The organism is Candidatus Nitrososphaera evergladensis SR1 (genome assembly GCF_000730285.1).
Taxonomy (GTDB): domain Archaea; phylum Thermoproteota; class Nitrososphaeria; order Nitrososphaerales; family Nitrososphaeraceae; genus Nitrososphaera; species Nitrososphaera evergladensis.
In genome coordinates this window covers 1,408,424-1,431,758 of record NZ_CP007174.1, presented here as the reverse complement: position 1 = coordinate 1,431,758, position 23,335 = coordinate 1,408,424, and the positions used below count along the sequence as shown (strand labels likewise).

38 protein-coding genes and 1 tRNA gene are annotated in these 23,335 nt (G+C 50.9%); 19 read left to right on the top strand and 20 right to left on the bottom strand.

Going from position 1 to position 23,335, the window contains the following annotated elements:
* Nucleotides 1-10: 10 nt before the first annotated feature.
* Genes NTE_RS07665 through NTE_RS07655 form a run of 3 tightly spaced genes read right to left on the bottom strand, consistent with a single transcriptional unit; the run spans nt 11 to nt 1,137 of the window.
* Complete coding sequence (locus NTE_RS07665; RefSeq protein ID WP_148700487.1) at nt 11-295, bottom strand: hypothetical protein; 285 nt, start codon at nt 293-295, stop codon at nt 11-13.
* A gap of 53 nt (nt 296-348) precedes the next feature.
* Entirely contained in the window at nt 349-939 is a 591-nt protein-coding gene (locus NTE_RS07660) for a hypothetical protein (protein WP_148700486.1), read from the bottom strand.
* A 12-nt stretch (nt 940-951) separates the two neighbouring features.
* A complete protein-coding gene (locus tag NTE_RS07655) occupies nt 952-1,137 on the bottom strand; it encodes a hypothetical protein (RefSeq protein ID WP_148700485.1) in 186 nt (61 codons plus the stop codon).
* Between the two features lie 49 nt (nt 1,138-1,186).
* Here NTE_RS07655 and NTE_RS07650 point away from each other — a divergent pair, with 49 nt between their 5' ends.
* A complete protein-coding gene (locus NTE_RS07650; protein WP_158385261.1) occupies nt 1,187-2,029 on the top strand; it encodes a class I SAM-dependent methyltransferase in 843 nt (280 codons plus the stop codon).
* A gap of 66 nt (nt 2,030-2,095) precedes the next feature.
* Here the strand turns inward: NTE_RS07650 and NTE_RS07645 are convergent, their stop codons facing one another.
* Complete coding sequence (locus tag NTE_RS07645) at nt 2,096-2,554, bottom strand: hypothetical protein (protein WP_148700483.1); 459 nt, start codon at nt 2,552-2,554, stop codon at nt 2,096-2,098.
* A 200-nt stretch (nt 2,555-2,754) separates the two neighbouring features.
* Here NTE_RS07645 and NTE_RS07640 point away from each other — a divergent pair, with 200 nt between their 5' ends.
* Nucleotides 2,755-3,156, top strand: a complete 402-nt coding sequence (locus NTE_RS07640; protein WP_226987237.1) for a VOC family protein — start codon at nt 2,755-2,757, stop codon at nt 3,154-3,156.
* A gap of 2 nt (nt 3,157-3,158) precedes the next feature.
* On the opposite strand, the gene NTE_RS07635 is transcribed toward NTE_RS07640, so the two are convergent.
* Nucleotides 3,159-4,190, bottom strand: coding sequence for a class I SAM-dependent methyltransferase (locus NTE_RS07635; protein ID WP_148700482.1), 1,032 nt, complete (start codon nt 4,188-4,190; stop codon nt 3,159-3,161).
* An 18-nt stretch (nt 4,191-4,208) separates the two neighbouring features.
* Entirely contained in the window at nt 4,209-5,693 is a 1,485-nt protein-coding gene (locus NTE_RS07630; RefSeq protein WP_148700481.1) for an FAD-binding oxidoreductase, read from the bottom strand.
* Nucleotides 5,694-5,783: 90 nt separating this feature from the next.
* Here NTE_RS07630 and NTE_RS07625 point away from each other — a divergent pair, with 90 nt between their 5' ends.
* Genes NTE_RS07625 through NTE_RS16520 form a run of 3 tightly spaced genes read left to right on the top strand, consistent with a single transcriptional unit; the run spans nt 5,784 to nt 6,764 of the window.
* Entirely contained in the window at nt 5,784-6,014 is a 231-nt protein-coding gene (locus NTE_RS07625) for a hypothetical protein (RefSeq protein ID WP_420835305.1), read from the top strand.
* A 47-nt stretch (nt 6,015-6,061) separates the two neighbouring features.
* Complete coding sequence (locus NTE_RS07620; RefSeq protein WP_148700479.1) at nt 6,062-6,562, top strand: hypothetical protein; 501 nt, start codon at nt 6,062-6,064, stop codon at nt 6,560-6,562.
* Between the two features lie 58 nt (nt 6,563-6,620).
* On the top strand, nt 6,621-6,764 hold the full coding sequence (locus NTE_RS16520; protein ID WP_158385259.1) for a hypothetical protein: 144 nt from the start codon (nt 6,621-6,623) through the stop codon (nt 6,762-6,764).
* Between the two features lie 73 nt (nt 6,765-6,837).
* Here NTE_RS16520 and NTE_RS07615 read toward each other — a convergent pair whose 3' ends face one another.
* The gene (locus tag NTE_RS07615; RefSeq protein WP_158385257.1) at nt 6,838-7,344 is read right to left on the bottom strand and encodes a GTP-dependent dephospho-CoA kinase family protein; all 507 of its coding nucleotides are present in this window, start codon (nt 7,342-7,344) and stop codon (nt 6,838-6,840) included.
* A gap of 38 nt (nt 7,345-7,382) precedes the next feature.
* Nucleotides 7,383-8,495, bottom strand: coding sequence for an Mrp/NBP35 family ATP-binding protein (locus NTE_RS07610; RefSeq protein WP_148700477.1), 1,113 nt, complete (start codon nt 8,493-8,495; stop codon nt 7,383-7,385).
* 231 nt (nt 8,496-8,726) lie between these two features.
* Between NTE_RS07610 and NTE_RS07605 the strand changes: the two genes are divergently transcribed.
* From NTE_RS07605 to nadC, 3 genes are read left to right on the top strand one after another with little or no spacing between them, the layout of a single operon-like run.
* Nucleotides 8,727-9,329: a DNA-directed RNA polymerase gene (locus NTE_RS07605; protein WP_148700476.1), complete on the top strand. Its 603-nt coding sequence runs from the start codon at nt 8,727-8,729 to the stop codon at nt 9,327-9,329.
* A gap of 8 nt (nt 9,330-9,337) precedes the next feature.
* The gene (gene spt4, locus NTE_RS07600) at nt 9,338-9,526 is read left to right on the top strand and encodes a transcription elongation factor subunit Spt4 (protein ID WP_148700475.1); all 189 of its coding nucleotides are present in this window, start codon (nt 9,338-9,340) and stop codon (nt 9,524-9,526) included.
* A gap of 8 nt (nt 9,527-9,534) precedes the next feature.
* Nucleotides 9,535-10,407, top strand: a complete 873-nt coding sequence (nadC, locus tag NTE_RS07595) for a carboxylating nicotinate-nucleotide diphosphorylase (protein ID WP_148700474.1) — start codon at nt 9,535-9,537, stop codon at nt 10,405-10,407.
* On the opposite strand, the gene nadA is transcribed toward nadC, so the two are convergent.
* Nucleotides 10,404-11,354, bottom strand: coding sequence for a quinolinate synthase NadA (nadA, locus tag NTE_RS07590; RefSeq protein WP_148700473.1), 951 nt, complete (start codon nt 11,352-11,354; stop codon nt 10,404-10,406). The two genes, nadC and nadA, sit on opposite strands and share 4 nt — an antisense overlap.
* Nucleotides 11,355-11,549: 195 nt before the next feature.
* Here nadA and NTE_RS07585 point away from each other — a divergent pair, with 195 nt between their 5' ends.
* From NTE_RS07585 to NTE_RS07560, 6 genes are all read left to right on the top strand, one after another.
* Nucleotides 11,550-11,933 (top strand): hypothetical protein, encoded by a 384-nt coding sequence (locus tag NTE_RS07585; protein ID WP_226987236.1) that lies wholly within the window; start codon nt 11,550-11,552, stop codon nt 11,931-11,933.
* Between the two features lie 71 nt (nt 11,934-12,004).
* The gene (locus NTE_RS07580) at nt 12,005-12,334 is read left to right on the top strand and encodes a hypothetical protein (RefSeq protein WP_148700472.1); all 330 of its coding nucleotides are present in this window, start codon (nt 12,005-12,007) and stop codon (nt 12,332-12,334) included.
* Nucleotides 12,335-12,505: 171 nt separating this feature from the next.
* Nucleotides 12,506-12,688 carry a 30S ribosomal protein S30e gene (locus NTE_RS07575; protein ID WP_075053754.1) on the top strand — a complete coding sequence of 61 codons (183 nt, stop codon included), beginning with the start codon at nt 12,506-12,508 and terminating at the stop codon, nt 12,686-12,688.
* A gap of 46 nt (nt 12,689-12,734) precedes the next feature.
* Nucleotides 12,735-13,565, top strand: a complete 831-nt coding sequence (locus tag NTE_RS07570) for an aspartate dehydrogenase (RefSeq protein WP_148700471.1) — start codon at nt 12,735-12,737, stop codon at nt 13,563-13,565.
* A gap of 47 nt (nt 13,566-13,612) precedes the next feature.
* Nucleotides 13,613-13,864, top strand: a complete 252-nt coding sequence (locus tag NTE_RS07565) for a TRAM domain-containing RNA chaperone (RefSeq protein WP_148700470.1) — start codon at nt 13,613-13,615, stop codon at nt 13,862-13,864.
* Between the two features lie 110 nt (nt 13,865-13,974).
* Nucleotides 13,975-14,394 carry a cupredoxin domain-containing protein gene (locus NTE_RS07560; protein ID WP_148700469.1) on the top strand — a complete coding sequence of 140 codons (420 nt, stop codon included), beginning with the start codon at nt 13,975-13,977 and terminating at the stop codon, nt 14,392-14,394.
* On the opposite strand, the gene NTE_RS07555 is transcribed toward NTE_RS07560, so the two are convergent.
* Nucleotides 14,391-15,512 carry an OBG GTPase family GTP-binding protein gene (locus NTE_RS07555; protein ID WP_148700468.1) on the bottom strand — a complete coding sequence of 374 codons (1,122 nt, stop codon included), beginning with the start codon at nt 15,510-15,512 and terminating at the stop codon, nt 14,391-14,393. The genes NTE_RS07560 and NTE_RS07555 overlap by 4 nt on opposite strands.
* A 43-nt stretch (nt 15,513-15,555) precedes the next feature.
* The gene (locus NTE_RS07550; protein ID WP_148700467.1) at nt 15,556-16,977 is read right to left on the bottom strand and encodes a zinc ribbon domain-containing protein; all 1,422 of its coding nucleotides are present in this window, start codon (nt 16,975-16,977) and stop codon (nt 15,556-15,558) included.
* Between the two features lie 99 nt (nt 16,978-17,076).
* Between NTE_RS07550 and NTE_RS07545 the strand changes: the two genes are divergently transcribed.
* Nucleotides 17,077-17,184: transfer RNA gene (locus NTE_RS07545), tRNA-Glu, on the top strand.
* A gap of 114 nt (nt 17,185-17,298) precedes the next feature.
* The gene (locus NTE_RS16515) at nt 17,299-17,466 is read left to right on the top strand and encodes a hypothetical protein (RefSeq protein ID WP_158385255.1); all 168 of its coding nucleotides are present in this window, start codon (nt 17,299-17,301) and stop codon (nt 17,464-17,466) included.
* Between the two features lie 95 nt (nt 17,467-17,561).
* Here NTE_RS16515 and NTE_RS07540 read toward each other — a convergent pair whose 3' ends face one another.
* Complete coding sequence (locus tag NTE_RS07540) at nt 17,562-17,771, bottom strand: hypothetical protein (protein ID WP_148700466.1); 210 nt, start codon at nt 17,769-17,771, stop codon at nt 17,562-17,564.
* Between the two features lie 215 nt (nt 17,772-17,986).
* Here NTE_RS07540 and NTE_RS07535 point away from each other — a divergent pair, with 215 nt between their 5' ends.
* Entirely contained in the window at nt 17,987-18,400 is a 414-nt protein-coding gene (locus tag NTE_RS07535; RefSeq protein WP_158385253.1) for a CBS domain-containing protein, read from the top strand.
* A 790-nt stretch (nt 18,401-19,190) separates the two neighbouring features.
* Complete coding sequence (locus NTE_RS07530; protein WP_148700464.1) at nt 19,191-19,613, top strand: TRAM domain-containing RNA chaperone; 423 nt, start codon at nt 19,191-19,193, stop codon at nt 19,611-19,613.
* Here NTE_RS07530 and NTE_RS17325 read toward each other — a convergent pair.
* The 8 genes from NTE_RS17325 to endA form a co-directional block, all read right to left on the bottom strand.
* Complete coding sequence (locus tag NTE_RS17325) at nt 19,610-19,738, bottom strand: hypothetical protein (RefSeq protein ID WP_264357946.1); 129 nt, start codon at nt 19,736-19,738, stop codon at nt 19,610-19,612. The two genes, NTE_RS07530 and NTE_RS17325, sit on opposite strands and share 4 nt — an antisense overlap.
* 429 nt (nt 19,739-20,167) lie before the next feature.
* Entirely contained in the window at nt 20,168-20,524 is a 357-nt protein-coding gene (locus tag NTE_RS07525; RefSeq protein WP_148700463.1) for a hypothetical protein, read from the bottom strand.
* Between the two features lie 73 nt (nt 20,525-20,597).
* Nucleotides 20,598-20,831, bottom strand: coding sequence for a hypothetical protein (locus NTE_RS07520; protein WP_148700462.1), 234 nt, complete (start codon nt 20,829-20,831; stop codon nt 20,598-20,600).
* A gap of 30 nt (nt 20,832-20,861) precedes the next feature.
* Entirely contained in the window at nt 20,862-21,116 is a 255-nt protein-coding gene (locus NTE_RS07515) for a hypothetical protein (RefSeq protein WP_148700461.1), read from the bottom strand.
* 217 nt (nt 21,117-21,333) lie between these two features.
* The gene (locus tag NTE_RS16510; RefSeq protein ID WP_158385251.1) at nt 21,334-21,507 is read right to left on the bottom strand and encodes a hypothetical protein; all 174 of its coding nucleotides are present in this window, start codon (nt 21,505-21,507) and stop codon (nt 21,334-21,336) included.
* A 27-nt stretch (nt 21,508-21,534) separates the two neighbouring features.
* The gene (locus NTE_RS07510; protein WP_148700460.1) at nt 21,535-21,909 is read right to left on the bottom strand and encodes a DUF6659 family protein; all 375 of its coding nucleotides are present in this window, start codon (nt 21,907-21,909) and stop codon (nt 21,535-21,537) included.
* 32 nt (nt 21,910-21,941) lie between these two features.
* A complete protein-coding gene (locus tag NTE_RS07505; protein WP_148700459.1) occupies nt 21,942-22,130 on the bottom strand; it encodes a hypothetical protein in 189 nt (62 codons plus the stop codon).
* Entirely contained in the window at nt 22,130-22,750 is a 621-nt protein-coding gene (gene endA / locus NTE_RS07500) for a tRNA-intron lyase (protein ID WP_148700458.1), read from the bottom strand. Before endA ends, NTE_RS07505 begins: the two co-directional genes overlap by 1 nt.
* A gap of 57 nt (nt 22,751-22,807) precedes the next feature.
* Here endA and NTE_RS07495 point away from each other — a divergent pair, with 57 nt between their 5' ends.
* A complete protein-coding gene (locus NTE_RS07495; protein ID WP_148700457.1) occupies nt 22,808-23,326 on the top strand; it encodes a 50S ribosomal protein L16 in 519 nt (172 codons plus the stop codon).
* Nucleotides 23,327-23,335 lie beyond the last annotated feature (9 nt).

Here is a 23,335-nt window from a genome sequence, read left to right as displayed (position 1 = left end):
GGCGGGCCATCTAGCCCGGTGCAGCCGCCTTGGACTCGCGCCAGCGGCTGTACCGGATCATCAGTATGCCCGCTGCGATCACGATGAGCGACAGCGCAAAGAACCCTTGGCTGAATATCGGCTGCAGCTGCTCTGACGCAGATGACGTGTATTCGCACTTTTTGCCCTCCTGCTCGCATGTCTTGGCCACCGGAAACACAAGGAGCACGGCCACAAACGTCACGAGCAGCGCCACGCCTGCCGCAGACACTATTGCGCCCGACTTGGCAAGGATTTCAAGGCCTGATGCTGGCAACGCAAACTGGTGCATCCAAGGAGCACATAAAACTATTTCCTGCCAGGTCCACCTCACAGGCCGGTCGCATCGATGGTTGAATACTTGCAGCCGTCGCTTGTGGTGCGCTTGAACTGGCTGTCATAATAGAGAAACGGCTTGCCTTTTTCCTTGTGCTGCCTCCACAGGTCATGGACGTTTTCAAAATACTCTTTCTTTTTGCGCCCTTGCATACGCAGGATCTCGTGCGACAGCACGTGGGAGATGCGCGGGCAGTTCTCTTCCGCAAACATGGCGTTTCGCTTTGCCTCCGACCCTTCCTTTGGCCGGTTCCAGAATGCGAGGCCAAAGTTGTCGGTGGTGTAGCCTTCGGTCTTGCAGTCCGTGAAAAACGGCTTGAACGGCGCCAGGTAAAAGTGGTAGATGTCCTGGCCCCTGCTTTCGTGGTCGCGTAGGAAAAGCGCAAGCGACATCCTGTCAAACAGTTTGCCGGGTATCACGGGCAGGATGTCTGCTTCCACGGCTATTTCAAAGTCATAATAGCGCCTTATCCACCACTTGAAAAAGCGCGCCATTGCCGAGACATAGCCCCAGTCTTCTGACTGCAGGCGCACCCACTCGTCGTTTCGGGCAACATAAATGAAGAACAGTTTCTCTGCTTTCAAGGCCATGTTGTTTTACTCATGATGATGATTGTGCATGTGTCCGCCGCCGCAGCTGCAGTTGTGCTCGTCTTCGCTTCCCATCCAGCCGGTCTTTTCCGGTTGCGGGTGGCTCTTGCTCACGTGCTTCATCAGCTTGTAGTCAGAGTCAAAAGTCTCGCCGCAGACGTTGCAGGTCACGAGCACGCGGAACTCTTTCATCGGCAGGTTATGATTAATTAAAGGAAGACATTAAAACCTTGTGACACGCTTGGCCTACGACCCAACGAAGTACAAGCAAGAGTCGATTGTCAGCTGGAACAGCAGGGCACGTGACTATCACGATGGCTGGGCAGGCGCGGGGCGCGGGCCGTTCCGGTCGACAAAAGAGCTGGTAGACGCGGCAGGCATTTTGGAAAGTGATTTCGTGCTTGACGTTGCGTGCGGCACGGGTGCTGTCTCTAAAGAGGCGTTTTTGCGCCTTGGGCCGTCAGGGATGCTTGCAGGGATTGACTTTGCAAGAGGCGCGCTAAGGATAGCAAAAGAGAACGTGCCGGCAGGCCACTTTGTAGAGATGGATGCAGAGAACATTGGCCTGCGTGCGAGGTTCGACAAGGTCCTGTGCCAGTACGCGCTGATGTTCTTTCCAGAGCCTGTACGCGTCCTTGGGGAGCTGCGCAGGCTTTTGAAAAAAGGCGGCAGGATTGCAGTCGCAGTACACGGTACAGCGCAAGGCGTGCCGTATTTCAGCACCATAATGGAGCCGGTGCTAAAGCGCATACCGGACATCAGGCCGGAAGGCGCACCCACGGTGCACCGCTTTGGCAACCCAAAGGACCTTGAAAACGCGCTGGCCAGCGCAGGTTTTGCAAACGTGGCTGTCAGAAAATTTGTATTTGATTATGAAGCAGGGCCTTTTTCAGAGTACTGGTCCGACTACATGGCCACAACCGCCGCTGCCATACGGTCAAAGATAGAGGCAAGAGGCTCGCAGGTGGTGGCCGACATAAAAAAGGAAGCAGAGGAAAAGGCGCAGCGCTTTGTCAAAGATGGCAAGATAAGATTCCCGTGGGACGTCCTTGTGGCGACTGCGACATCATCAACAACAACATAAGCCAATAGTGGCAGAGAGGCACACCATTCTTTTATAGCGACTTTTGCATCAGCAATAGTGCGTTGGCTAGGATTTGCTGTCCACCACTTTTTCAACGACATCGAAATTGAATGCAATAGTGCTCCCCTGTTCGTAGGGCGTGTAAAATACCACCTGTGTCATTCCTTTAGATATTGGAATTTCCACGTCCTTGACGTCTCCGTCATAGTAGCTCCACGGGGCATCTTTAGAATAAACAGATATCGAGGTGCACATGTCCACTCCGGGACATCTTCCATGCGAATCCGTGATTTTGATCCGTACCCCGCCTCCCTCTACAGTAGCGTTGCCAACAATGTAAGCGCCTGATTCAGCGGTACTAATACCAGTAAAATTGACAACCCGCTCTTCTCCCGAACGCAGGGTAAAGGTGTCGTCTGACAGATGCACCCGAGAGTAGCCCGCAAACCTGTCCAGCTCACCGGCGCCCCTTGTAACCTGCTCTTCAGCCAATACTTTTGATAATGGCAGTAGCAAAATAGACATGACGATAATTGCAGCAGCCGCAGCACATGCAAAGTTTGCAAAAATCCCGAAGTTCATGTTGTCCGAATTAGTTTATTAGAAAAATTTATTTAAGAATGCGGTAGGACAAATTTATTAGATTTTTTTATAAGACTGTGCACGTCAGGAGCGGAAAGTTCTTAATTTACCTCCGCAGCATTTCCCACAGGTAGAGACTGATTTTGGCATTCAAAAAAGTCGGCGCAGTGATTCTGCTCGTCTCAAGCATGGACAAGTCGGTAAAGTTTTACAGAGATACGCTTGGACTCCAGCTGAAGAGCAAGTCCAAGGACTGGACCGAATTCTTCAAGGACGGCACCGTTCTTGCGCTCACTCCTGCCAAGAGAAAGAGCATGGTAAGCTCTGGCACAGGAATGCTTGTCGGTTTCATGGTAGGCGACATGGACGCAACCGTGAAGGAGCTAAAGGCCAAAAAGGTCAAGTTCTTCAAAAAGCCCAAGGATGAGCCGTTTGGCAAGCACGCAGTAATTGAGGACCCTGACGGCCACCTGATATCCATCGCAGAGATAAAGACAAAGTCGGATGAAGGCTTTGACATGCTCGGCATGTTTGGAACGGACTAGATCTAGCTCTTCCATGCAGTAACCAGGTACAGCGAGCCCCCGAAATCCTCAAAGGCAGTCTTGGAAAAGCCGGCCGTCTTCAGGAGTGTCCCTATCTCATTTCTCGTCATAAAGCGATAGCCCTGCAATGAAAAATCAACCTGCATGCCCATTATCAGCCGGTTTTCATCATCATCGTTGCTGCTGGTTTTGTGGTCGTTGTCATCATCATCGGGCAAGAGTCCTTCTACTATTGCAATCACGCCGCCTTTTTTCAGCGCGCGATAGCAGTTTGACACTATGGCCTGCTTGTCAGATGCGGCATAGAGCGACTCGCCGAGGTAGACAAGGTCAAACTCGCTTTCAAAGTTCATCGCCTCGCCCGTCTCTCGCAGTACCTCTATTGCAGGCTTGCCTGCGGCCATCTCCATTGCCTTGTGCGCAGCGACCTCTGACGGCTCGACTCCCACAAAGGACGAGCGCGGATAGTGTTGCAGCAGTTTTTCGATAAACGTGCCTGTGCCGCAGCCGACGTCAAGCACCCTGCATCCCCTGACAAGCATTGTATGCAGTTTGTGGCTCTTGCCGCCGCGGTTTTTTATTGCGGACAAAAAGGCGTTGTGGTCCCAGTCGGTCGCCTCCACGATGGCTTCAAACGTTAAAGAGGTCGTTTCACGCTTTCTGCCTGTTCTTATCAGGTCTTCAAGTCCGCCGTACTCTAGGCTGCGCAAGGCAATGTACGAGAACTGGCCGCCAAGGTAATCTGGGCTCTTTTTGTCAAGAAGGATCTCTTTTGTTTTTGCCGGCAGGTACAATTTCTTGCCTTTCATTCTCAAAAAGCCAAGCGCAAGGGCGGCAGAGCACCACGCTTTGACTGCGTCAGGATTGAAACTGGTCTGCGCCGCCAGCTCTTCAAAAGTGGCAGGACTTTTGGCAATTGCCTCAAACAGCCCTGTCCTGCGCCCGACGTGCGCGACCCATACGCCGTACAAGCCGACCGAGTACCCCCACAGTTTCTTGAATTCCGCGCTCCTTGTCTTCCAGGCAGCAGGCATGTTTTTGTATACGGCCAGCTACACATTGCGCCTGCTCTTAAACGGTACTTTTTTGCCAGGGTTTAGCAGGTAGTCCGGGTCAAACAGTTCCTTGACCGTCTTGAAAAGTGCGGTCATTTTCTTGCCGTACATCTGCTCTATGTATCCTACCCTTGCAAGGCCGTCGCCGTGCTCGCCAGTTATCGTCCCGCCGTTTGCTATCACCTGCGCAAAGACGCGAGCAGCCAACGCCCTTATCATCTCGGATTCGGCCTTTGAGCCAGTGTCGACCAAGGGACGCGTGTGTATGTTGCCGTCTCCAACATGGCCGTACATGACATAGCAAAGGTTGTTGTCCCGGTATGCGGCAAGCAGGTTTTCCGTGTGCGCGGCCAGCATTTCGGGGCGGACAACCGTGTCTTCTACAAGCCCTACTGGTTTTCTGCTTCCAACAGTCAACTTCATGATGTTGCCAAGGGCCCCCTTTCTTGCCGCCCAGATCCTGGTCAAGCTCTGCTCGTCAGTCGCGTATTCCACGATCCGGGTACCTGCAGCTGTCATCATCCTTTGCTGGCACCTTGCCATCTGTGCTTCAACCTGGGTACGGTTGTCGCCGGCAAACTCGACGTACAAGAGGCACCCGGTCTCTGCGTTTTTCTCCAGCGCAAGGACTGTTGCGTCCAGCATTTCAAGGGCGACCGGCGACGATTCCAGTATCGCAGGGACGGCCCTTACTGCGGCAAGCAGGTCCTCAAAGCCAAGCACCAGCAAAAAACGATGGAGCGGCAGATCCAGTATCCTGAACCTTGCAGACGTGACGAGTGCGAGCGTTCCCTCTGACGCCGAAATGACCTTGTGCGGCTCAAAGCCGTGCCTTATTGCCGCATCGAGCCTGTAGCCGCACGAGTTCTTGCTCACCCTTGGGTAGCTGCTGTTTATCATCTCGGCGCTTTGCCCAAGCAGCCCTCTTAATTTCTCCATGCGAGCGTCAAAACTATTCTTGTCGGCATGGCCGGCCGAGCCGTTTGCGTACACAAGGTCAAGCGCCTCGATAAAGTCGATGGTATTGCCATATCCAAGGCAGTGCACGCCGCTTGAATTGTCTGCTATCATGCCCCCAATCGTGCAATAGTTGCTGCTTGCGGGGTCCGGCGGCAGGAACTTGTTCCTCTTTTTCAGCTCCTTGTCAAGGATGCCCTTTACTATCCCGGGCTCGACTACGACATAATCGTCGCCCACTTCAAGCACCCTGTTCATGTGCTTTGCAAAGTCAAGCACGAGGCCGCCGTCTGAAAGCGACTGGCCAAGCAGGCCGGTTCCCGCGCCCCTTCCCGTCAGGGGAACCTTTTTTGAAAACGCATAATGGCAGATTGCCTGCACGTCGCCGGCGTCCTTTGGGCAGGCTGCCAGCGCTGGCTTGATTTCATAGTGGCTTGCGTCCATCGAGTAGACCTGCCGGCTCCACTCGTCAGAGAGCACCTCCCCCTTGGCAATGCGAGCAAGCCCGTCGCCTATCGTCGTCAATATGCCTAGCCTTGGCGGTGCCAGTATAACAAACTTCACGAATCTAAACTGATATGATTAAATAGCACTGGTTATGCTGTAGCGGTTATGATGCAGGCGGAACACTGCCCCGTATGTGCAGGCAAGGGGGTTATCGAAATCACAGACTCGCAGTGTCCCTTCTGTAACGGTACTGGCGAACCAAGCAGGGCGGCAGAAAGTTACATGAAGGTCCACATTTGCCAGTGCATATTCCTTGACAGGAAGAACTGCCCTATCTGCGGCAAGAAATGCCATCACAATACTCCAAATCGTCCAAAGATACTGATCGCGCCGATGTAAGATTCATCCGTACTCTTTTTATCGTAGCTCGTTCCTGATGCCACCAGTTGCTACTAAAAGCCGCAGGCTCGATAGCAATTGCAGTTATTCTGGCAGCCGTCCTGGCGACATCTTCTTTGACAAACAGGGCATATGCCGCAACAATATCCGGTTACAGCGAAACCAAAGTGATTGTCAAGGGCGACCAGCAGCACTGTTTGCAGGTTGATGCAACCAAGGTAGCAGGGCTGCAATTCAGGGATTTCAGCGGCAATGGAATAAAACAAGTGGCAGCAGGATCGCAGGTATCAGTGCAAGCCATCATCAACAGCGGTTGTGACGTTGCAGACTATCCTGCCACAGTACTGCTTGAAGTCAGGGATTCAGATGGCATAACCAAGTATTTGGCATTTCAGCAAATCGCGCTGGAACCAAGCCAGTGGTCTAGGATTAGTTTCTCTTGGGTGCCAGACAAGCCAGGAAATTATGACGTAAGGACATTTGTCATGACCTGCATCGCCTGCAGTGGTTTAAATCCTGTCACTATGCACAGGATTTCAGTTTACTAGATATCCGCGTCGATAATAGACACAAGATTTAAAAATCAACTACGCGCTTTTGTAACTGTTGAAGCAACAGATAGGCGGGATGGTCTGCACGTTTTGCAATGCCAAGATCGACTATGGCAAGAGCGTATGCGATGCTTGTGCCAAGAAATTCAACATTGGCAAGTATGACATGAGCAAGGACGGCTGCGGCTGCGACAGCTGAGTTTTTTGTTGTGTGGGGTCAGCAAGTGGTATATACAATCATCTATCTGGGATATCTTCCAGCCACCACATCATCATACCCCGCCATGTTTTTCGACGCCGATTCTGTCCATTAAGTCTTTAGCCTGCTTCCTTTTTGCAGGCGTTATCTTGACAGCGACCATCCCCTCAAGGGGCTGGCCGTACAGGACGACAGAGTTCTCCAGCGCCATCGCAAATACTGGAAGTGCAAGCAGGTCCTCTTCGCCTTCCACGACTACCAACACCGGCTTTTTTTCGACAAGTGCTTTTTTCAAGAGGTCAACCGCAGCCTGCGAAATCGTGCCGGCAGGGTTTGTACAGCGCATCTCCTTTGCGTCGTGCCTTGGATACTCTCGTAAGAGACGCCGTTCCTTGCCGTCTACTACTGCAAGGTCGGGCGTTATGCCAAAACCAAGCAGCCGCTCTGTTGTGGCGTCACCCACTGCGACTATCTTTTTGGCGCCCTTGACCAGAGCAGAGATCTTTTCCTTTGTCACCTGCGCGTCCGGTACGAGTGTGCCAAACGGCTTTTTGAGTTCTTCAAGGTCTTCCTGGCGCAAGCGGATCTACTGCTGTTGCAGGCGTCCGGCTATTAAGCTCACGGCTTGTTTTCTGGGTCCTTGGTGCCTTCCTGCGGGTCCTTGCCCTCTGCCTCTTCCTGCGCGCGCATTTCTGCCGCGATGATGCTTATCCTTCCGGCGATCATCTTGGCTGCCTTTTCAAACGACTGCGCCTGGAAAGACTGGGGCTCTGAAAGCACGGTAGGTTTTCCGGTGTCGCTTCCTTGGCTGATGTGCTGATGCAGAGGGATCTCGCCTATGAACGGGATGTTAAAGTCGTCGCTTATCCTTTTGCCACCACCCTTGCCAAAGAGGTAGATCTGCTCGTTGCAGTGCGGACAGTTGAGAAAAGACATATTTTCCACGACGCCAATAATAGGGACGTTGAGCTTGTGGAACATCCCCACAGCCTTGACGGCCACGTTCATGGCAACGTCTTGCGGCGTAGTGACTATGAGTATGCCTGTGATTGGAATCGTCTGTGCTATTGTAAGCGGAGCGTCGCCTGTTCCCGGCGGCAGGTCTATGATGAGATAGTCAAGCTCGCCCCAGTTGACGTCGGTCAGGAACTGCTTGACTATTCCCGAGACAATCGGGCCGCGATATATGCCGGCCTGCTGCGACTGCTCGTAGAAAAAGCCCATCGAGATGACCTTTACGCCTGCGACCTCTGGCGGCTGAATCTTGTTGTTCTCGACTTCTGGCTGCGCTTTTAACCCAAGCATCAGAGGAACGCTCGGGCCATAAATGTCGGCGTCAAGAAGCCCGACCTTGGCACCGGTCTTTGCCAGCGACAATGCAAGGTTTACAGACACAGTAGTCTTGCCGACTCCGCCCTTGCCAGACGCAACTGCCACGATGTTTTTTACTCCCGGCAGCAGTTCATCGAGGTTTAGCGCCCTTCCTTCCATGACGCGTGCAGTAACGCGCATTTGCAGGTCCTTGACGCCGATGCCTGCTATGGCGGCGCGCACGTCGCGCTCGATGTCGCTGTTAAAAGGGCATGCAGGAGTAGTGAGCTCGAGAGTGAAAGACACCTTGCCGTCGTTTATCGAAAGATCCTTTATCATTCCCATTGAAACAATGTCCTTGTGGAGTTCGGGGTCAACCACCTTTTTCAGGGAGCCTAGGACTTGATCTACCGTCACCATTTAAGAAAAATTTTGCCTACACTGTATTTAAATCATCGTATCTAGGGGAGTTAGGCAGTACAAATTGCATTACATATAATATGCAAGCCTATTTTTCTAGCATTTTCCGCAAAACCTGCACCATTTCGTCGGCGACTCTTGGCTGTGTCCGGCGAGATTATCTTACTAAATGCATCAAACCATTCCAAAAGTTCATAAAGTTGCGTTTATCACATTCTCGCGTACAATATTATGTTTGCCATAGTGCACATGAGCGACGTCGTCAGGATTCCTCCAAGTAGGCTGACAAACTCTCTCAAAGATGCCGCTATCCAGATCCTCAAGGAAAAATATGAAAGCATGCTCTCTCCGGATGTTGGATACGTTGTCATGATCACCGACGCAGAGGTGAGCTCGACGGGCAAGCTGGTGGCCGGAGATGGCGCCACATACCACAAAGTCACGTTCAAGGCGCTCACGTTCTACCCCAAGTTGCAGGAAATTGTAGAAGGCGAGGTCGTTGAAATCACCGACTTTGGCGCGTTTGTCAGGATCGGCCCGACTGATGCGCTTTTGCACCTTTCGCAGATTACCGACGACTATTTGAAAAGCGACGTCAAGCAAGGCGTCATCGTTGCCAACCAGTCTTCCCGCGCGCTAAAGATAGGCTCCAAAATCCGCGCAAGGATAACCGCAGTCAGCCTCGGCAAGGGGGCAGGCATGGGCAAAATAGGCATCACGTGCCGCCAGCCGTTCCTTGGCGCCCTTGAATGGATACAGGAAGAGATCAAAAAGGGCAAGAGCGGAGAAGCTACGGCGCCAGCTGCTCCAAAGGAGAAGAAGGGAGGCAAGTAGTAGGAGAGATGGCCAAGGAAAAAGCCTGCAGAAGGTGCAAGGCCCTCACCAGCGGCAAAGTGTGCCCCGTGTGCAAGTCAACGGACCTGAGCCCCGACTGGTCAGGCATCATTCTGGTATTTGACCCTGCCAAGTCCCTCGTGGCAAACACGCTTGAAATAACCACCCCAAGCAGGTATGCGCTAAAGGTCCAGTAAGGTTGTCATTGCCGGCAAGTCTCGATACAGTTCTTGACATCAGGCAAGCGCTTGCTTCTTTTATTCAGGAAGACGTCGGGACGGGCGACATTACAAGCAATACTACAGTCCCCGCGGACAGAAACGCCAAGGCAGAGATAGTCTGCAAGACTGGCAATGCAGTCGTCTGCGGGCTTGAGGAGGCAGGCATCATCTTTGAAATGTGCGGCTGCTCGGCAAGGGCGCTTGTCAGGGATGGCTCAAGGGCAAGCAAGGGCAAGCGCGTCATGATAATTGAAGGCAATGCAAGGGCAATTCTAAAGGCCGAGCGTGTCGCCCTGAACTTGATAATGAGGATGAGTGGCATTGCTACGGAGACAAGGGCGCTTGCTGACAAGGCCAAGCCGGTCAAGATAGCTGCTACGCGCAAGACAGCTCCGGGCCTGCGCTACTTTGACAAAAAAGCGGTAGTGATTGGGAGAGGATTGGCGCACAGGATGCGCCTTGACGACATGGTGCTGATAAAGGACAACCACATTGCCCTTGCAGGCGGCGAGCCGGACAAGTGCGTCAGGCTTGCAAGGGAAGGTGCAGGCACCGCCATCAAGGTCGAGTGCGAGGCCAAGAGCGAAAAGGAGGCGATAGTGGCAATCAGGGCCGGCGCAGACATTGTCATGCTGGACAATTTCACCCCGGCGCAGGCCGCCAAGACAATTAGAAACCTCGCAAAACTAGGCTTGCGCAAAAAAACCATCATTGAAATTTCAGGTGGCGTAAACCACAAGAACATAAAGCAGTACGCAAAAGCCAAGCCGGACTATGTCTCTATGGGCTACATCACCCACTCGCCAAAGGCAGTCGATTTCAGTCTGGAAATAATGACGGCAAAAACAAAAAGTTAAGAGATGGCCAGCATCCTGTCTATGGCCAGCCGCGCCTTGTCTGCAACCTGCTTTGGCACCTTTACTTCATAGACGTTGTGTGCCAGCGAATTGTAGACCTTTTCCAGCGTTATCTTTTTCATGTAGCGGCAGGTGGCGTCTTCCTTGACAGGTATGAACTCTTTGTCAGGGTTTTCCTTCCTCATCCTGTAAAGGATGCCCGTTTCAGTGGCGACTACAAACTGCTTGGCGCCAGACGTGCGGGCGTGCTTCATCATGCCCTCTGTTGACAGTATGTGACCCTTTTGCGCAAGGTCGCCCTTGGCCATGTGGTACATCGTAGACGACGTGCAGCTGCACTCCGGGTGAACGAGAAAGTCCGCGTTCTTGAGCGTCGCAAGCATCTTGTTGATGTCTTCTGCTTTTATGCCTGCGTGCACGTGGCATTCGCCAGGCCATATGTACATGTTCTTGCGCTTTGTAACTTCTGCGACGTACGAGCCAAGGAACATGTCTGGCAAAAACAGTACCTTCCTGTCGGCAGGTATGCTGTTGACAACCTTGACAGCGTTTGAAGACGTGCAGCAATAGTCCGACAGCGCCTTGACCTCTGCGGTAGTGTTGACATAACTTACCACCACTGCATCGGGATGCTCCTGCTTCCAAGCGGCAAGCTCGTCTGCGTTTATGGTGGACGCAAGCGAGCATCCAGCCTCAAGGTCGGGAATGAGCACCTTTTTGTTGGGGCACAGTATCGACGCGGTCTCGGCCATAAAGTGGACGCCACAGAATACAATCACGTCAGCATCTGTCGCAGCCGCGTTCTTGGACAGGGCTAGCGAATCACCGATAAAGTCGGCGACGTCCTGCACCTCTGGAAGCTGGTAGTTGTGCGCCAAAATAATGGCGTTCCTTTCCTTCTTCAGCCGCAGGACCTGCTCCTTAAAGTCGATTGCAAGCATGGTCATGTCTGTCTATATACAGACAATGATTCATGTGGTCTACATTTAAACCAGTATAATTGAGGATATGCGTGCCCAGACTTGCAAGAATACAGGCAATACTTGCCACATTTGACGCACAATAGTGTGCAAAAGACCAATCCGGCTAGAAGAGTGTTGGATAAAACTTAAGAAATATTCCCAGTATTTCACAGGCAAAAAATGCCCAGTACCGTTGACGATTTTTGTCAAAGGATACTCGAGATAGACAGGGGCATAAGGTTTGCAGGCATTGCAAGCAGCAGCGGAAGACTCATTGGCTTTGCGTACAGAAAGGGCCTAAAGCCCCTCTTGACAAAGGAGGAAAGCGAAACCGCGGTCCTGCAGTCGCTGATGAGGATGAACATGCGCGCAACCCTTGAGCCAAAACTCGGCCGGACTATATACGCTTACACACTGTACGGCAAGGTCAAGAGGGCGACGATACCCATCAGGGAGTCGTCAAGAATCACTCACATTTTCATGATTTCGTTTGACTTGGGCATCAAGCACGAGCCCATAATACGTGACAGGATAATACCACGGCTTGACGAGCTTTTTTCATGATATGCATCGCGATGAAACGCATCAGTCTTATCGACCAGAATCATAAAATCTTTAAGGATGTGAGACAGATTTTGTATCCACCTATTTTGGATAATAATAATGATGTCGTCGATGCAGAAAGCAGAATCAAGGCAGCCATAGAGGAATTGGAATCTGCAAAAAGGCCAGAGCTGGGCGGAATCTATAACGAGCACATAGATAGACGGATCAAGCTGTTGCAGAATTTTCCGAAAGACTTGAATCTGATAGAAAACGAATCGCAAAAGCTTACAAACGAACTGATTGAAAATGGCAGAAAAAACCTTAGCGATCCTGCTATTTCTTTGGAAAGAATAGGATTATGGGAGCGCTTGGGAGATCTGGAATTCCTCAAGAGTATCTTGGACTCGCCCAACAACTAACTAATTCTTTTTCAAGTTGAAACTGTATCTATACATCTCAACCAGCACACGACCGAATCTACACATGCAGACAGGATAGAAAAACCAGTCACAGAATGATATCAAAACAGCAAATGATGATGAATACAAATATAAATTTCAGTTCCATAATGCTTCTGGAGATAATAATACATGCCAACACACGGATCGCTTACAAAGGCGGGCAAGGTCAGAGGCCAGACTCCAAAGATTCAGGCCAAGCCACGCTCAAGCAAGATTGCAAGAATGCGCAATAAGGACAACTTTGTCAAGCGCTTTGAGAAAAAGAGGCTGCCAGGCCAGAAAAAGCCAGAGCGCCGCGGCGGAAGAAGGTAAGCAGCAGAGAAGGGTAAAAATCCCCCACTTGCCTACCTGCTAGTACATGCCTGCAAGAAAAGTCGGCATAATAGGCTGCGGCACCATTGGTAGCCAGCTTGCCATTGCAGTCGATACTGGCGCAGTACGAAATGCTTCTCTTGTCTCACTTTTTGATGTCGTTCAGAATAGCGCGCAGGTGCTAAAGCAAAAACTGAATACGGGCCCTTCCGCCTATTCCAGTTTTGACGATTTTATAAAGAAAACAGACTGTGACATTGTGGTAGAGGCCGCTTCGCAGGAAGCGGTAAAAAGATTTGCAGTGCAGGTATTGCGTGCTGAAAAGGACCTGATGGTGATGAGCGTCGGCGCCCTTGCCGACAAAACATTCCTTTCAGAACTTTTAAGGGAAGCAGAAAAGGCCGGCCGCAGGCTGTACGTCCCAACGGGCGCCATAGCAGGGATTGACGCAATAAGGGCTGTCAAGCACCTCTTGGATTCTGTCACGCTTGCTACGACAAAGAGCCCCAAGGCCCTTGCAGGCGCACCGTTCTTTGAGACAAGCAAGGTCAAGCTGGACGAGATAAAAGAGCGAACGGTCATCTACGAAGGAACTGCCGCAGACGCAGTCAGGGCATTTCCGGCAAACGTAAACGTCGCGGCAGTCCTGAGCCTTGCAGGCATTGGGGTTGACAGGACCAAGGTGCGCATCATCGCAGACCCTGCCTTTACCACGAACCAGCACGAGATAACCGCAAAGGGAAGCTTTGGCGAATTTCGCTTTACGGTCAACAACGTGCCTTCGCCGGGCAACCCCAAGACCAGCTACCTTGCGGTGCTTTCGGCGATAGAATGCCTCCGCTCCATATGCGATGACGGCATGAGAGTAGGCTCATGAACAACTTTTACAGTTTATATAGGGAGCAGTGTTTGCGCTCCATACGTATGAGTTACGGAAGAAGAGATAACTTCGGTCCCAAGCCTGTGGAAATGGGCAAGGAATACGATGTTCAAATCACGGAAATCAGCCGCAAGGGAGACGGAATCGCAAGGATACAAGGTTTTGTCATCTTTGTGAAGGACGGTAAGGTAGGTCAGAACGCCAAGATCCGAGTCACGCAAATCGGACCAAGGTTCGCGACTGCCGAAGTCGTCAACGGCGCAGCAGCCACGACAACCGACAACCCGACAAGCTAGACTGCGTTCTACGAATGCAGATCGTTTCTTTTTTTGTTTTTCCACACATACACATTCTGCCAAACAAACGAATTTAGGTCAATTGCGTCAAGCAATGCCGCAAGAAGAAGATGTCCGTGCGCAACAACGTCATTGCCATCGTGGCAATTTCATGCATCGTGGTCGGCGGCCTGTGGGCCGTAGGCAACCTCACAAAAGAGACAAAGGAGGCAGACGTCTCGCACGTTGAGGGCATACTGCTATTGGCAGAGAGAAGCACTTTCAACAGCACAAACCCGGACATCTCTGTGCAGGTAGATGTCCCAAAGAAGCTGGTCGTCTTGAACAAGGACATAGTGATACACGACTTGCAGATTAAAGACAACTCTGGAGGCATCCTGAACTTTGAAACTGCGCCGCTAAAGACAGAGCAGCACTTTAACGCGGCAATAGTTGCGTATAAACCGGGCACGTACGAGTACTTTTGCTCCTACCACCCGACGATGCGAGGCAAGATAATAGCAACGCCGGCACCAGCATCAGCAAGCTAGAGGGCGCCGGGGTTCTTTACAATCGTCAGCACGTCTTCGTCGTACATCACATGGTCAAGTCCCACCTTTTGGCCCGCGAATTTTGCAGACTTGCCCCACACCATGCCGTACTTGAAGTTGCGAGTCATGCTGCGGTGAATCTTGTTGCAGATGTCCTGGACTGTCGAGCCGTTCTGTACAATCATTGGCTCCTTGTAGTCAGTCTCGCCGCCCTTGGGACGCATGTATATCCGTATAAAATCGAGCTTGTTGTATATCGCCTCCTTGACGGCGTCGATATTGACGTTGGCGTCTGCAGAAACCGGGATGAAATTATTGCCTATCTGCGACTGGACTTCCTTGATGAATCCCTGATTGACAAGGTCTATCTTGTTCAGGAGTACGAGCGACTTTGTGTATACGCGGTTTTCAGACAACACGTCGATGAGCTGGTCGTCGGTGAGGCCCGGCTCTCGGATTATTATCCTGCCGTTGTGGATGCCATATACCCGGGCTATCTCCTTGACCATCCTTTCCTCCATTTTGATAGGCACCTGGCAGTTTATTGAGAGGCCGCCCGTTGAAGTCTTTTCAATGACTACATCTGGCGGCCGCTCGTCCAGTTTTATTCCTGCTTCTGCCAATTCCCTCTTTAGCAGGCCGATGTGCTGCGGCTGAAAGACGTCAAGGATGAGAAGCACAAGGTCCGCACCCCTTGCGACAGAGATGACGCGCCGGCCAAAGCCCTTGCCGGCCGCTGCTCCTTCGATGATCCCAGGCAGGTCGAGCACCTGGATTTTTGCGCCCCTGTAGTCCATCATGCCCGGTATTGCCGTAAGCGTCGTGAATTGGTACGAAGCGACGCGAGACTTGGCGTTTGTCAGCCTGTTCAGCAGGGTCGACTTGCCGACGCTCGGCAGGCCTATCAAGACGACGGTAGCGTCGCCGGCCTTTCGCACATCAAAGCCGGCGTTTTCGCCTCCCGTGTGCACGGTCCGGCCATGGATGTTTTGCTCCTGCTCCCGCTTTAGCTTGGCTATCTTGGCCTTCAGGAGGCCAACGTGGAACTCGGTGGCCTTGTTTATCTGGGTCTTGTGGATCTCGTCCTGTATGGCCTTGATCTTTTCAGGGATGCCCATCGGCTACTGGAATAAGGATGACATAGAGACGATAAAAATATTGTCAATGCAGCGTGAAGCCACACTTGGCACAAAAGTTAGAACCGGGCAGGTTTTGCGCATTGCACTTTGGACAGGCCTCGGCATTCTGTTGCGCAGATGGGCTTTTGCCGGCAGGCTGCCACTGTTGTGGTTTTAGCCTAAAGGTGAACTTTGAGTTGGCGATGGCTTCACGCGCAAGCGTGGCGAGTCCATCTGGATCTTCTACATCTACAAAGGTTATACGCGGGGCGCCGTTGTACATAAAGGCCACGTCTCCGACGGTGACAGTAGTGGTGTCTCTAGCGCTTTGAAAATGGCCTGTTGTATATGATCCCCTTTCACGCTGATCTATTGTCCCGGAGGATCTTGAAACAGATTCTTTTCTCTTGTTAATCACAGTTACGTCCTGCACCATAGAGAGTGCCATTGCGTCGACTGCGCGGCTCTCGAAATTGTAATAAAACACCCGGATGTTGGTCAAGGCCTTTATCCACTTGTAGTGTTTAGAGAATACGCCGGCAGTGTCTTGCTTGAGCCAGACCAGCTTTTCACACTTGGCAAGAAACAGCGTGGCAGGGTAGAGCCGGTCAGGCAACCACTGCCCGTTTTCAAGGTATTCAAAATCATAATAGATGTCCTGCTCTTTTTGGATTTTCTCAAACCTGTTCACTTTGTCGACTATTTCGCCTCCTTTTTCGTCATCCACATTCACGCGAACAGAGTGCACACCACCGCTGCCGTCGTTGTAGAGAATGTCAAGTGATAGATCTCCCTTTTTGCCAAGGAGGCCTTTCTTTTCTGCCATGACAGGCATCATTTTTTCTATCGAGCTAATCGCAATGCCAAGAACCAGAGATGCACCCTTGTACAGGCTCAGGACGTTTCCGCATTCGGGCGGCATTATGATGAGTTTGTCTGCACCATGCACGCTCCCATCATCTCCTGTTGCGCCTTGGAGGCTGTATTCAAACGTCGGGATCATGCGTGCATCTGCCATGAGCTGCCCCTTGCTGACAATGGCAATTGGCGCGGCGGTGTTTTTTGCTGGGACTACAGGAGCGTCGCCCGGCTGTTCTACACAGTCAAGGTTGTATTCGAGCTTGCCTCCCGGAATCTTGTCAACCACCTTTTTCAGCAATTTTTCAATAAAGCGTTTGTCAGGAGGAGAAGGGGCAAAGTCATAGACTTCCAGCCGCACGCCCTGACTGCCGCCGCCATTATCATCACCTACAAGCCGCGCATGAAAGCGGAATGAAAAGCGATTTTGGAGCCACATCGTGCCGGACTTGCCGTCTATTCTGTACGTCGTCCTGTCTGCGCTCTTGATGTCTGCACCTGCTTGTTTGCAGGACAGCAAGAAAGCATCAAATACAGCGTCTTTTGTCGTCGACTGAAAGGTGATAGAACCTCGGGTTATCAATTGGGCAGCCTCCAGCAGTGACACATCTTCCGGATTGATTGTATATATGCTGTAGATTATTTCCTTTGCGGATCTACATCGCAAAGTTACATTTTTATGAAGAGCGAAATGCAGTGTGGCTAAGCTCCGGTGGTGTAGTCCGGTTAAGCATTTCGCCCTCTCAAGGCGGAGATCCCGGGTTCAAACGGCGTGGGTCCGTCATCCCTGCCGGAACAAATCCCGGCCGGAGCACTTTTCTCATCTTCCTTTCGCTTTTCATTGAAAGCGTCTGCATATATGGTAGAGCAGGCAGTTGTTGATGCCACGCTGCTTTAATTACATGCTGCTTTGACAGGATGTAAAATAATGCAAGTAGCAGATTCTTTTGCCATTGAAGAAATTTCAGTCAAGAATTATAATAACAAGACAAGGGAAGGCCAGTCATGCAGGACCTTTATCCCGCATGACCCAATAACCGCACCTTTTGCGATTACCTTTTCGGCCTACCCCTTGACATTCTGTACAAGCGCATAGTATTTACGTTTTTCCCAAAAAATGGAACTTTTTGCTGCCTCTATTTTCCACCGCCATGCAGAGCCGAGTCAGGCACGCATACACACAATGCTTGCCTAGGACCCTTGAAAATCTCTTGCCAGCTTGCCAAGCCTAGAGTATGCGGCATCGTCGAGATGACCCGCTTTGTGCAACTTGGAGATAGTCTCATTCAGACCGGCAAGAAAGCGCTCGACCTTGTTTTCATATTCCTTAAAGACGTCGCTTTCGCCGCTTTTTGAAATCCATTCTCTTTCGCCACCATTATCATCATCTCTGTCGTTCATAACCAAATCTGTGCCTCTAAATCGTATAAAGATGCTGGATTGAGTTATCAGATGCAGAGACACAGCCAGCCAAAGAAGTTAGACGGCAGGAAGAAACACAACCGCTATTTTCCTTTTCTATTAATTATAGATAATTTTGCTGCCACAGCTACTTTGATATGCTATTCTGTGGTCAAATATACACATACATGGAACGTGCAGGAAGGGCCGTCAGTTTGAAGGCAGGCAAGGTTGCAGACAAGGCCTTCGTCAGCATGGATGAAAATACTCTTGTTGCAGATGCTGCAAAAACAATGTACGAAAGAAAAGAGTGCACCATCATTGTCACCCGAAATGATCCAAATACTCGCTCGCGCATACCAGCTGGCATAATTACGGAAAGGGACATCATCTATCGCATAGTGGCGCAAAACCGCGGCCCATTCAAGGTAACGTTAAAGGACATAATGAGCGCGCCATTGATAACAGTTGATTCTGAAGCAACTGCAGAGCAAGCGCTATCCATCATGAAAGAAAATGACATCGGCCGACTGCCTGTCATAAGTAGAAAGGGCGTTATCATGGGTTTGCTGACCATGAAAATGCTCGTAAAAAGAGTTTCAATTGGAAATGCGGCACAAGCTGAATAGGATGATGATTCTGCAGGGCAGCCAATCGTTGCGCCAAGAGATTAAACAAAAAGGCCCTACTCGCCCTCATCGGGCTTTCGGGACCTAATGAACGCATAGATGCAATCTCGCAGCGTTCCGGATGGTTGTCAGGTTTCCAGACGACGAGGTAACTGGTGGTAAGTCTATACTGGACGTCCCTCATTATAGGTATTATTCACATATGATTCCGCATTTATGATAATATAAAGAAATTCTTGTTCTAGAGAGCCAAGTAACGCTGCAAAAAAGAACGTATATGTGTGTGCATATATCTATGCAACTAGATCATTACATCTGCGTGCACTTTTCTTCTGTGCTCTTCGGCAGCCTCGTAGGTATCAAATCTCTGTCTGCATATGTCGCATCGCTTTCTTTCCTTGTTTCTTCGCTGGGCTAGGCGGTCGGCCAAAGCCGTGAGAATAATTCCAAATCCAAACATACACTTGTCTGTACAAGAATTACCCTTTACTTTCTAAAATGACTTTGGTCCCCATCAGCAAGAGAAAGAGCAAGATAGAGACGAAATGGCAAGGCCAGAGATGTAAAAATTACATTGCAAAATGCAAATTTTTATCCCAAGGAAGCGGAACTTTTCACAAAGTCTAAGTGCAAATGCGCCTGCCACAGCAAACCATTGCGGCTACTGTTCACGGTTCATAGAGCACACATAGTTAGCCCCTCAGGTGGCGTTTAGCAATTCAGAGCTTTTTAGAGACGGCACCAATACCGATTCACTTTAAATTGTTTGCTGCGCACTTGATTCTGGAAAATGTCATACGGCGGAAGAAGTAATTACGGTGGAAGTAGAGGTTACGGCGGAGGAAGGGGTTTTGGAGGCGACCGTGGATTCGGCGGCCCAAAACCAGTTGAAACCGGCAAGGAATACGACGTGCAAATCTCTGAGATCAGCAGGCAAGGCGACGGGATTGCCAGGATCCAGGGCTTTGTAATCTTTGTCAAGGGTGGCAAAGTCGGACAGAAGGCCAAGGTGAGAATCACAAACGTCGGCGCGAGATTTGCCACGGCAGAGATCGTGAGCGAAGGACAGCAACAGACACCACCATCACCGACATCGTCGTCATCATCATCAGCAACAACCGAGGAAAAACCAAAAGACGTTGCCCCGCAAGTAGGCGAGGAAGAAAAACCAACTCTTCAAGACTACAAGGGCGGCAGTGAATCACAAAGCTAGAACGTAAGGAGGAGGATCAGGTCAGCAGCAATAATCCTGCTGGCTTTTTCAGCCTTAAAAACACCAGAGGACCGTTTAAGATAAAGAGTCGGCACGACGCGGTAGGCGGAGTAGACCGGGGCCAAACAATCAGTGCACGCTAGCACGGAGATATATGGAGTATAAAGGCGTGCTTGGCCTACCCCGCAATTTAACTTCTACAATAGCCGAATATTTGTCTATCCCGCAGGAACCATGCTGCAAAGGATTCTTGCGCAACAGGTCCTACACACATACACACCAAGCTATTGTGCAAGACTCGGCTTGCGTGGCCTGTTGACGCAGAGCAGACAGAATTTTGGAGTTGGACACTTTTTCTCAAGCCACCTATCGCACTCTGGACAGTAGAAAGTGTCAAACTGCCTGCTGTACTTGCCTCTGCCGTGTTTTGGGCATCTTTTCACGCAACATAGAATGCAATTCCGCAATTTAGCTGTAAGGACGCGTATTGACATGTGCCAACACATCATCACATATTGCAGTTTTCAAGGTCTTGTCTTTGTACAGTGCAATTATTATGGCGCAAAGACGGACCCTATTTTCTTGCGCACCTTTTCAACTACGTCTGCCTGATCGTACGGCTGTACCAAGCCGACCAGAACCGTGGTGTCGTTGCCTGCGGGAAAGAATATCCCATCTACAAACTCGTGATGCACAAGCAAAAAGCCTACCTTGCCAAACAGCCTTTCGTTTGTGCGCGTTATTCCCATCACTGTGGCAGTCTGCTCTGCAAGCAGGCGGGTGTCCTCTTCTTTTATTTTTGGCACGTTCATCTTGACATGCATTCCCGTGACCTTGTTTGAAAGCACAAAGGTTGCCACTATGCTATTGTCAAGGCCTGCAAGCTCGGCGCACAGCTGGTCGTATTTCACTACAGAAACGGCTACGGGCTGGTGAATTAAAAATGTTAAAGCTCTTTTCTTGGCGAACACAGATCTCTTGGCGTCAGGCACCTCTCCGGAACCTCAGTTCCACGTTGCCGTTTCCAGTAATGTTTACATGGTAAAACTCGCTTTCTGAAATCGGAATAGAATCGATAACAACGCTCCTGCAGACAGGGCATTCCGGGAACTTGTCGTCAACAGTTGCAAAGTATGTCGCGCACCAGTAGCACGACGGGCACAACACAAAGCTGGCCTTTCGGACCTTCTGCTCGTACTCTCGAAACTGCTGTGACATTACAATTGCGCCACCCCTTCCTGTGGCGGCTCAGGTCAGCAGGTCCATCGCCATGCGCAGCTCGGCAATTTCCTTTTCCACGACCTTCTTGTCAGGATCATCGGAAGCATATTTTAGCAAGGTCTCGCAGGCTTCCAGCTGTGCAAGTATGATGTCCTTCTTGTCAAGGCACAGGGCGTGGTAAGGGTCAGCAAAATTGTATGTGACTTTTCTTCTTCCAAGTTCATTGCAGCCGCATGTTCGAGCTATGATTAACTGCGCAACCTCAGAATCTGCAATATTCATGGTTTAAAAAATGGCCTTTATTGGATAAATGTCATTCTGAAAGAATTTTAGCAATACTAAATCTATTATATGCTTCTTCTAAAATAACGCTGCAAGGCTCGGCAGTCCGGTAAATTCTCTTCATTTTTCTGCCGACGCAGGCAGATAATAGGGGGACTGTACACTTCGTCATCACCCTGCAACGCTAACCAAAGCGCAAGAGCCGTGTAAAAATCTTTTATTCGACAACGTGGACGCTGTGGAAGCTGGACTTGCATTTTGGGCAGTGCGCGTGCACGCTCATGCACTCGATGCAAAAGTCGGCTGCTGCGAGAAACTCTGATTCGGCACCGCGGTAAAAGCAGTGCTCACAAAAGCGCTTGGCCAACCTTGCCTCGGAGGAGGCTACCATGCATTTAACCTTTTAGTCATTGCATTATTAAACCTTCTTGCTGCCCCTTGGCTTGTTTCCCTTCAAAAGAGCCGCCACTTTGTTCCTGATTTTTGCCGAGTCTGCCTTTGGAGAGGCAGAGACGCACAGGATGCCGTCACCTAGCGGGAAGGTAAGAAGCGTGACTTTGTCGTGTTCGGTTATGCTGTAGCGAAAGTCGCCGAGCATGTCTGCGTACTGCTTGAGCGTCACGACGTTGGAGAGTGACTGTATGTACATTTGCTGCTCGGCAGGGCCATTGAGAAGCGGCTGGATCCCCTGCTGGAAGCCACCCTCGATGACTTCGCCGTTTGCGTTGACTATGCCTGCGAAGCGTATGTTCTTGTCTAGCTTGATAACCCTCTCGCAGAGGTTACGTTGCATGGGCAAGTGAAGCCTGCAGGGCTATAAATCGTTTACATGGCAAGGCGGGTTTCTATGGCGTGCCCTTCCTTGATGTGCGCCGAGTAATGGACGTGCACAAGCTCGTTGATGTCCGTGTCCGTAAAATACTTGATAGAGTACCTTGCAAGTACCATCTTGCAGTCAGCGCAATACACCTCCTTGAACTTGGGCTCATCCGTTGACGTTTTTACTGTCACCATCACCGGACCAGAAAAGTATCGTGCTTGTTCTGCATAAAGCGCATCTTGGATGCCTTGTAATAGATGACCTCGCCGCGCCTTTCAATGACTGCCACCACTGCCTCCTTGCCCATCTTTTCGATCTGCTCAATGGCGCTTGCAAAGCCCTTTGCAGTCACGTTTGCGCCTTCGTTAATCCCAAAGACCACATACTTTGCCGGTTTTTTCTCGTACTCGCCCCTTTCATAGACTCGAAAATCGTCGCCAAAGCCAAAGCCCTCCTTTGCCACGTAGCCCCGGCTCCGAAGGTCGCGGTAGACCAAGAACTTGGTCATGATGTTTTTGTCGTGCTTTAACAGATGTTCAAAGAGGGAGTCAAAGGTGACATCCTTCTTGCCGGCAAACGTCAGGCGCTTTGCCTGCAAGAGGTATAGCGCCTCGTACGGCTTTAACACGTATTCTTGCCCTTCGCGCTCTCCAAAGCCCCGGGTGCGCAGCTCGTCCTGCGACCTTGTTTCTTCTATCAGCACCTTGCCAGCGCCTGCAAGCCTCGCTTCTACTACTGCCGCTGGCTGCACCTCCTCTCCCGCCTGTTGCTGCTGTTTTTCTGCAAATGGCTGTTGCTGCTGAGGAGATGACATAACGATTAAATCACAGCAGACTTCCACATTTAAGCATTCAAATTTAGTGCATAGAGTATGAAGGGAGTAAATTATCGCGAGACGCGCGGAATGCCTTATGTAAGGCGCGAATACATTGCCGGCAAGCCACAGTTAAAGATAGCAAGGTTTGCGTCCGGCCAGGCAAGCCAGGATTATGATTACAAGCTGGAACTCGTTGTCACGGAAAAGATCCAGATTAGGCACAACGCCCTTGAGGCGGCCAGGCTGGCGGCGAACAAGAGGATGGCAACGGCAGGCGAGATGAGCTTTTTTTCGATGCTCAGGGTCTATCCACACGTCATACTCCGGGAGAACAAGATGATCGCAACGGCAGGTGCAGACCGTCTTCAGGAGGGAATGCGCCGCGCCTTTGGCAAGGCAACCGGCCTTGCAGCAAGGGTAAAGCCTGACCAAGTCATATTCGAGGCGTACGTCACTGCGGCAAACCTCCCGCTGGCAAAGGAAGGCTTCAAGGTTGCGTCAAGCAAGCTTGGGTGCCCGACCTACACGCGCGTCACTGCGCTAAAGCCGCAGGTCGCAAAGGTAGAAGAATAAAGAAAAATT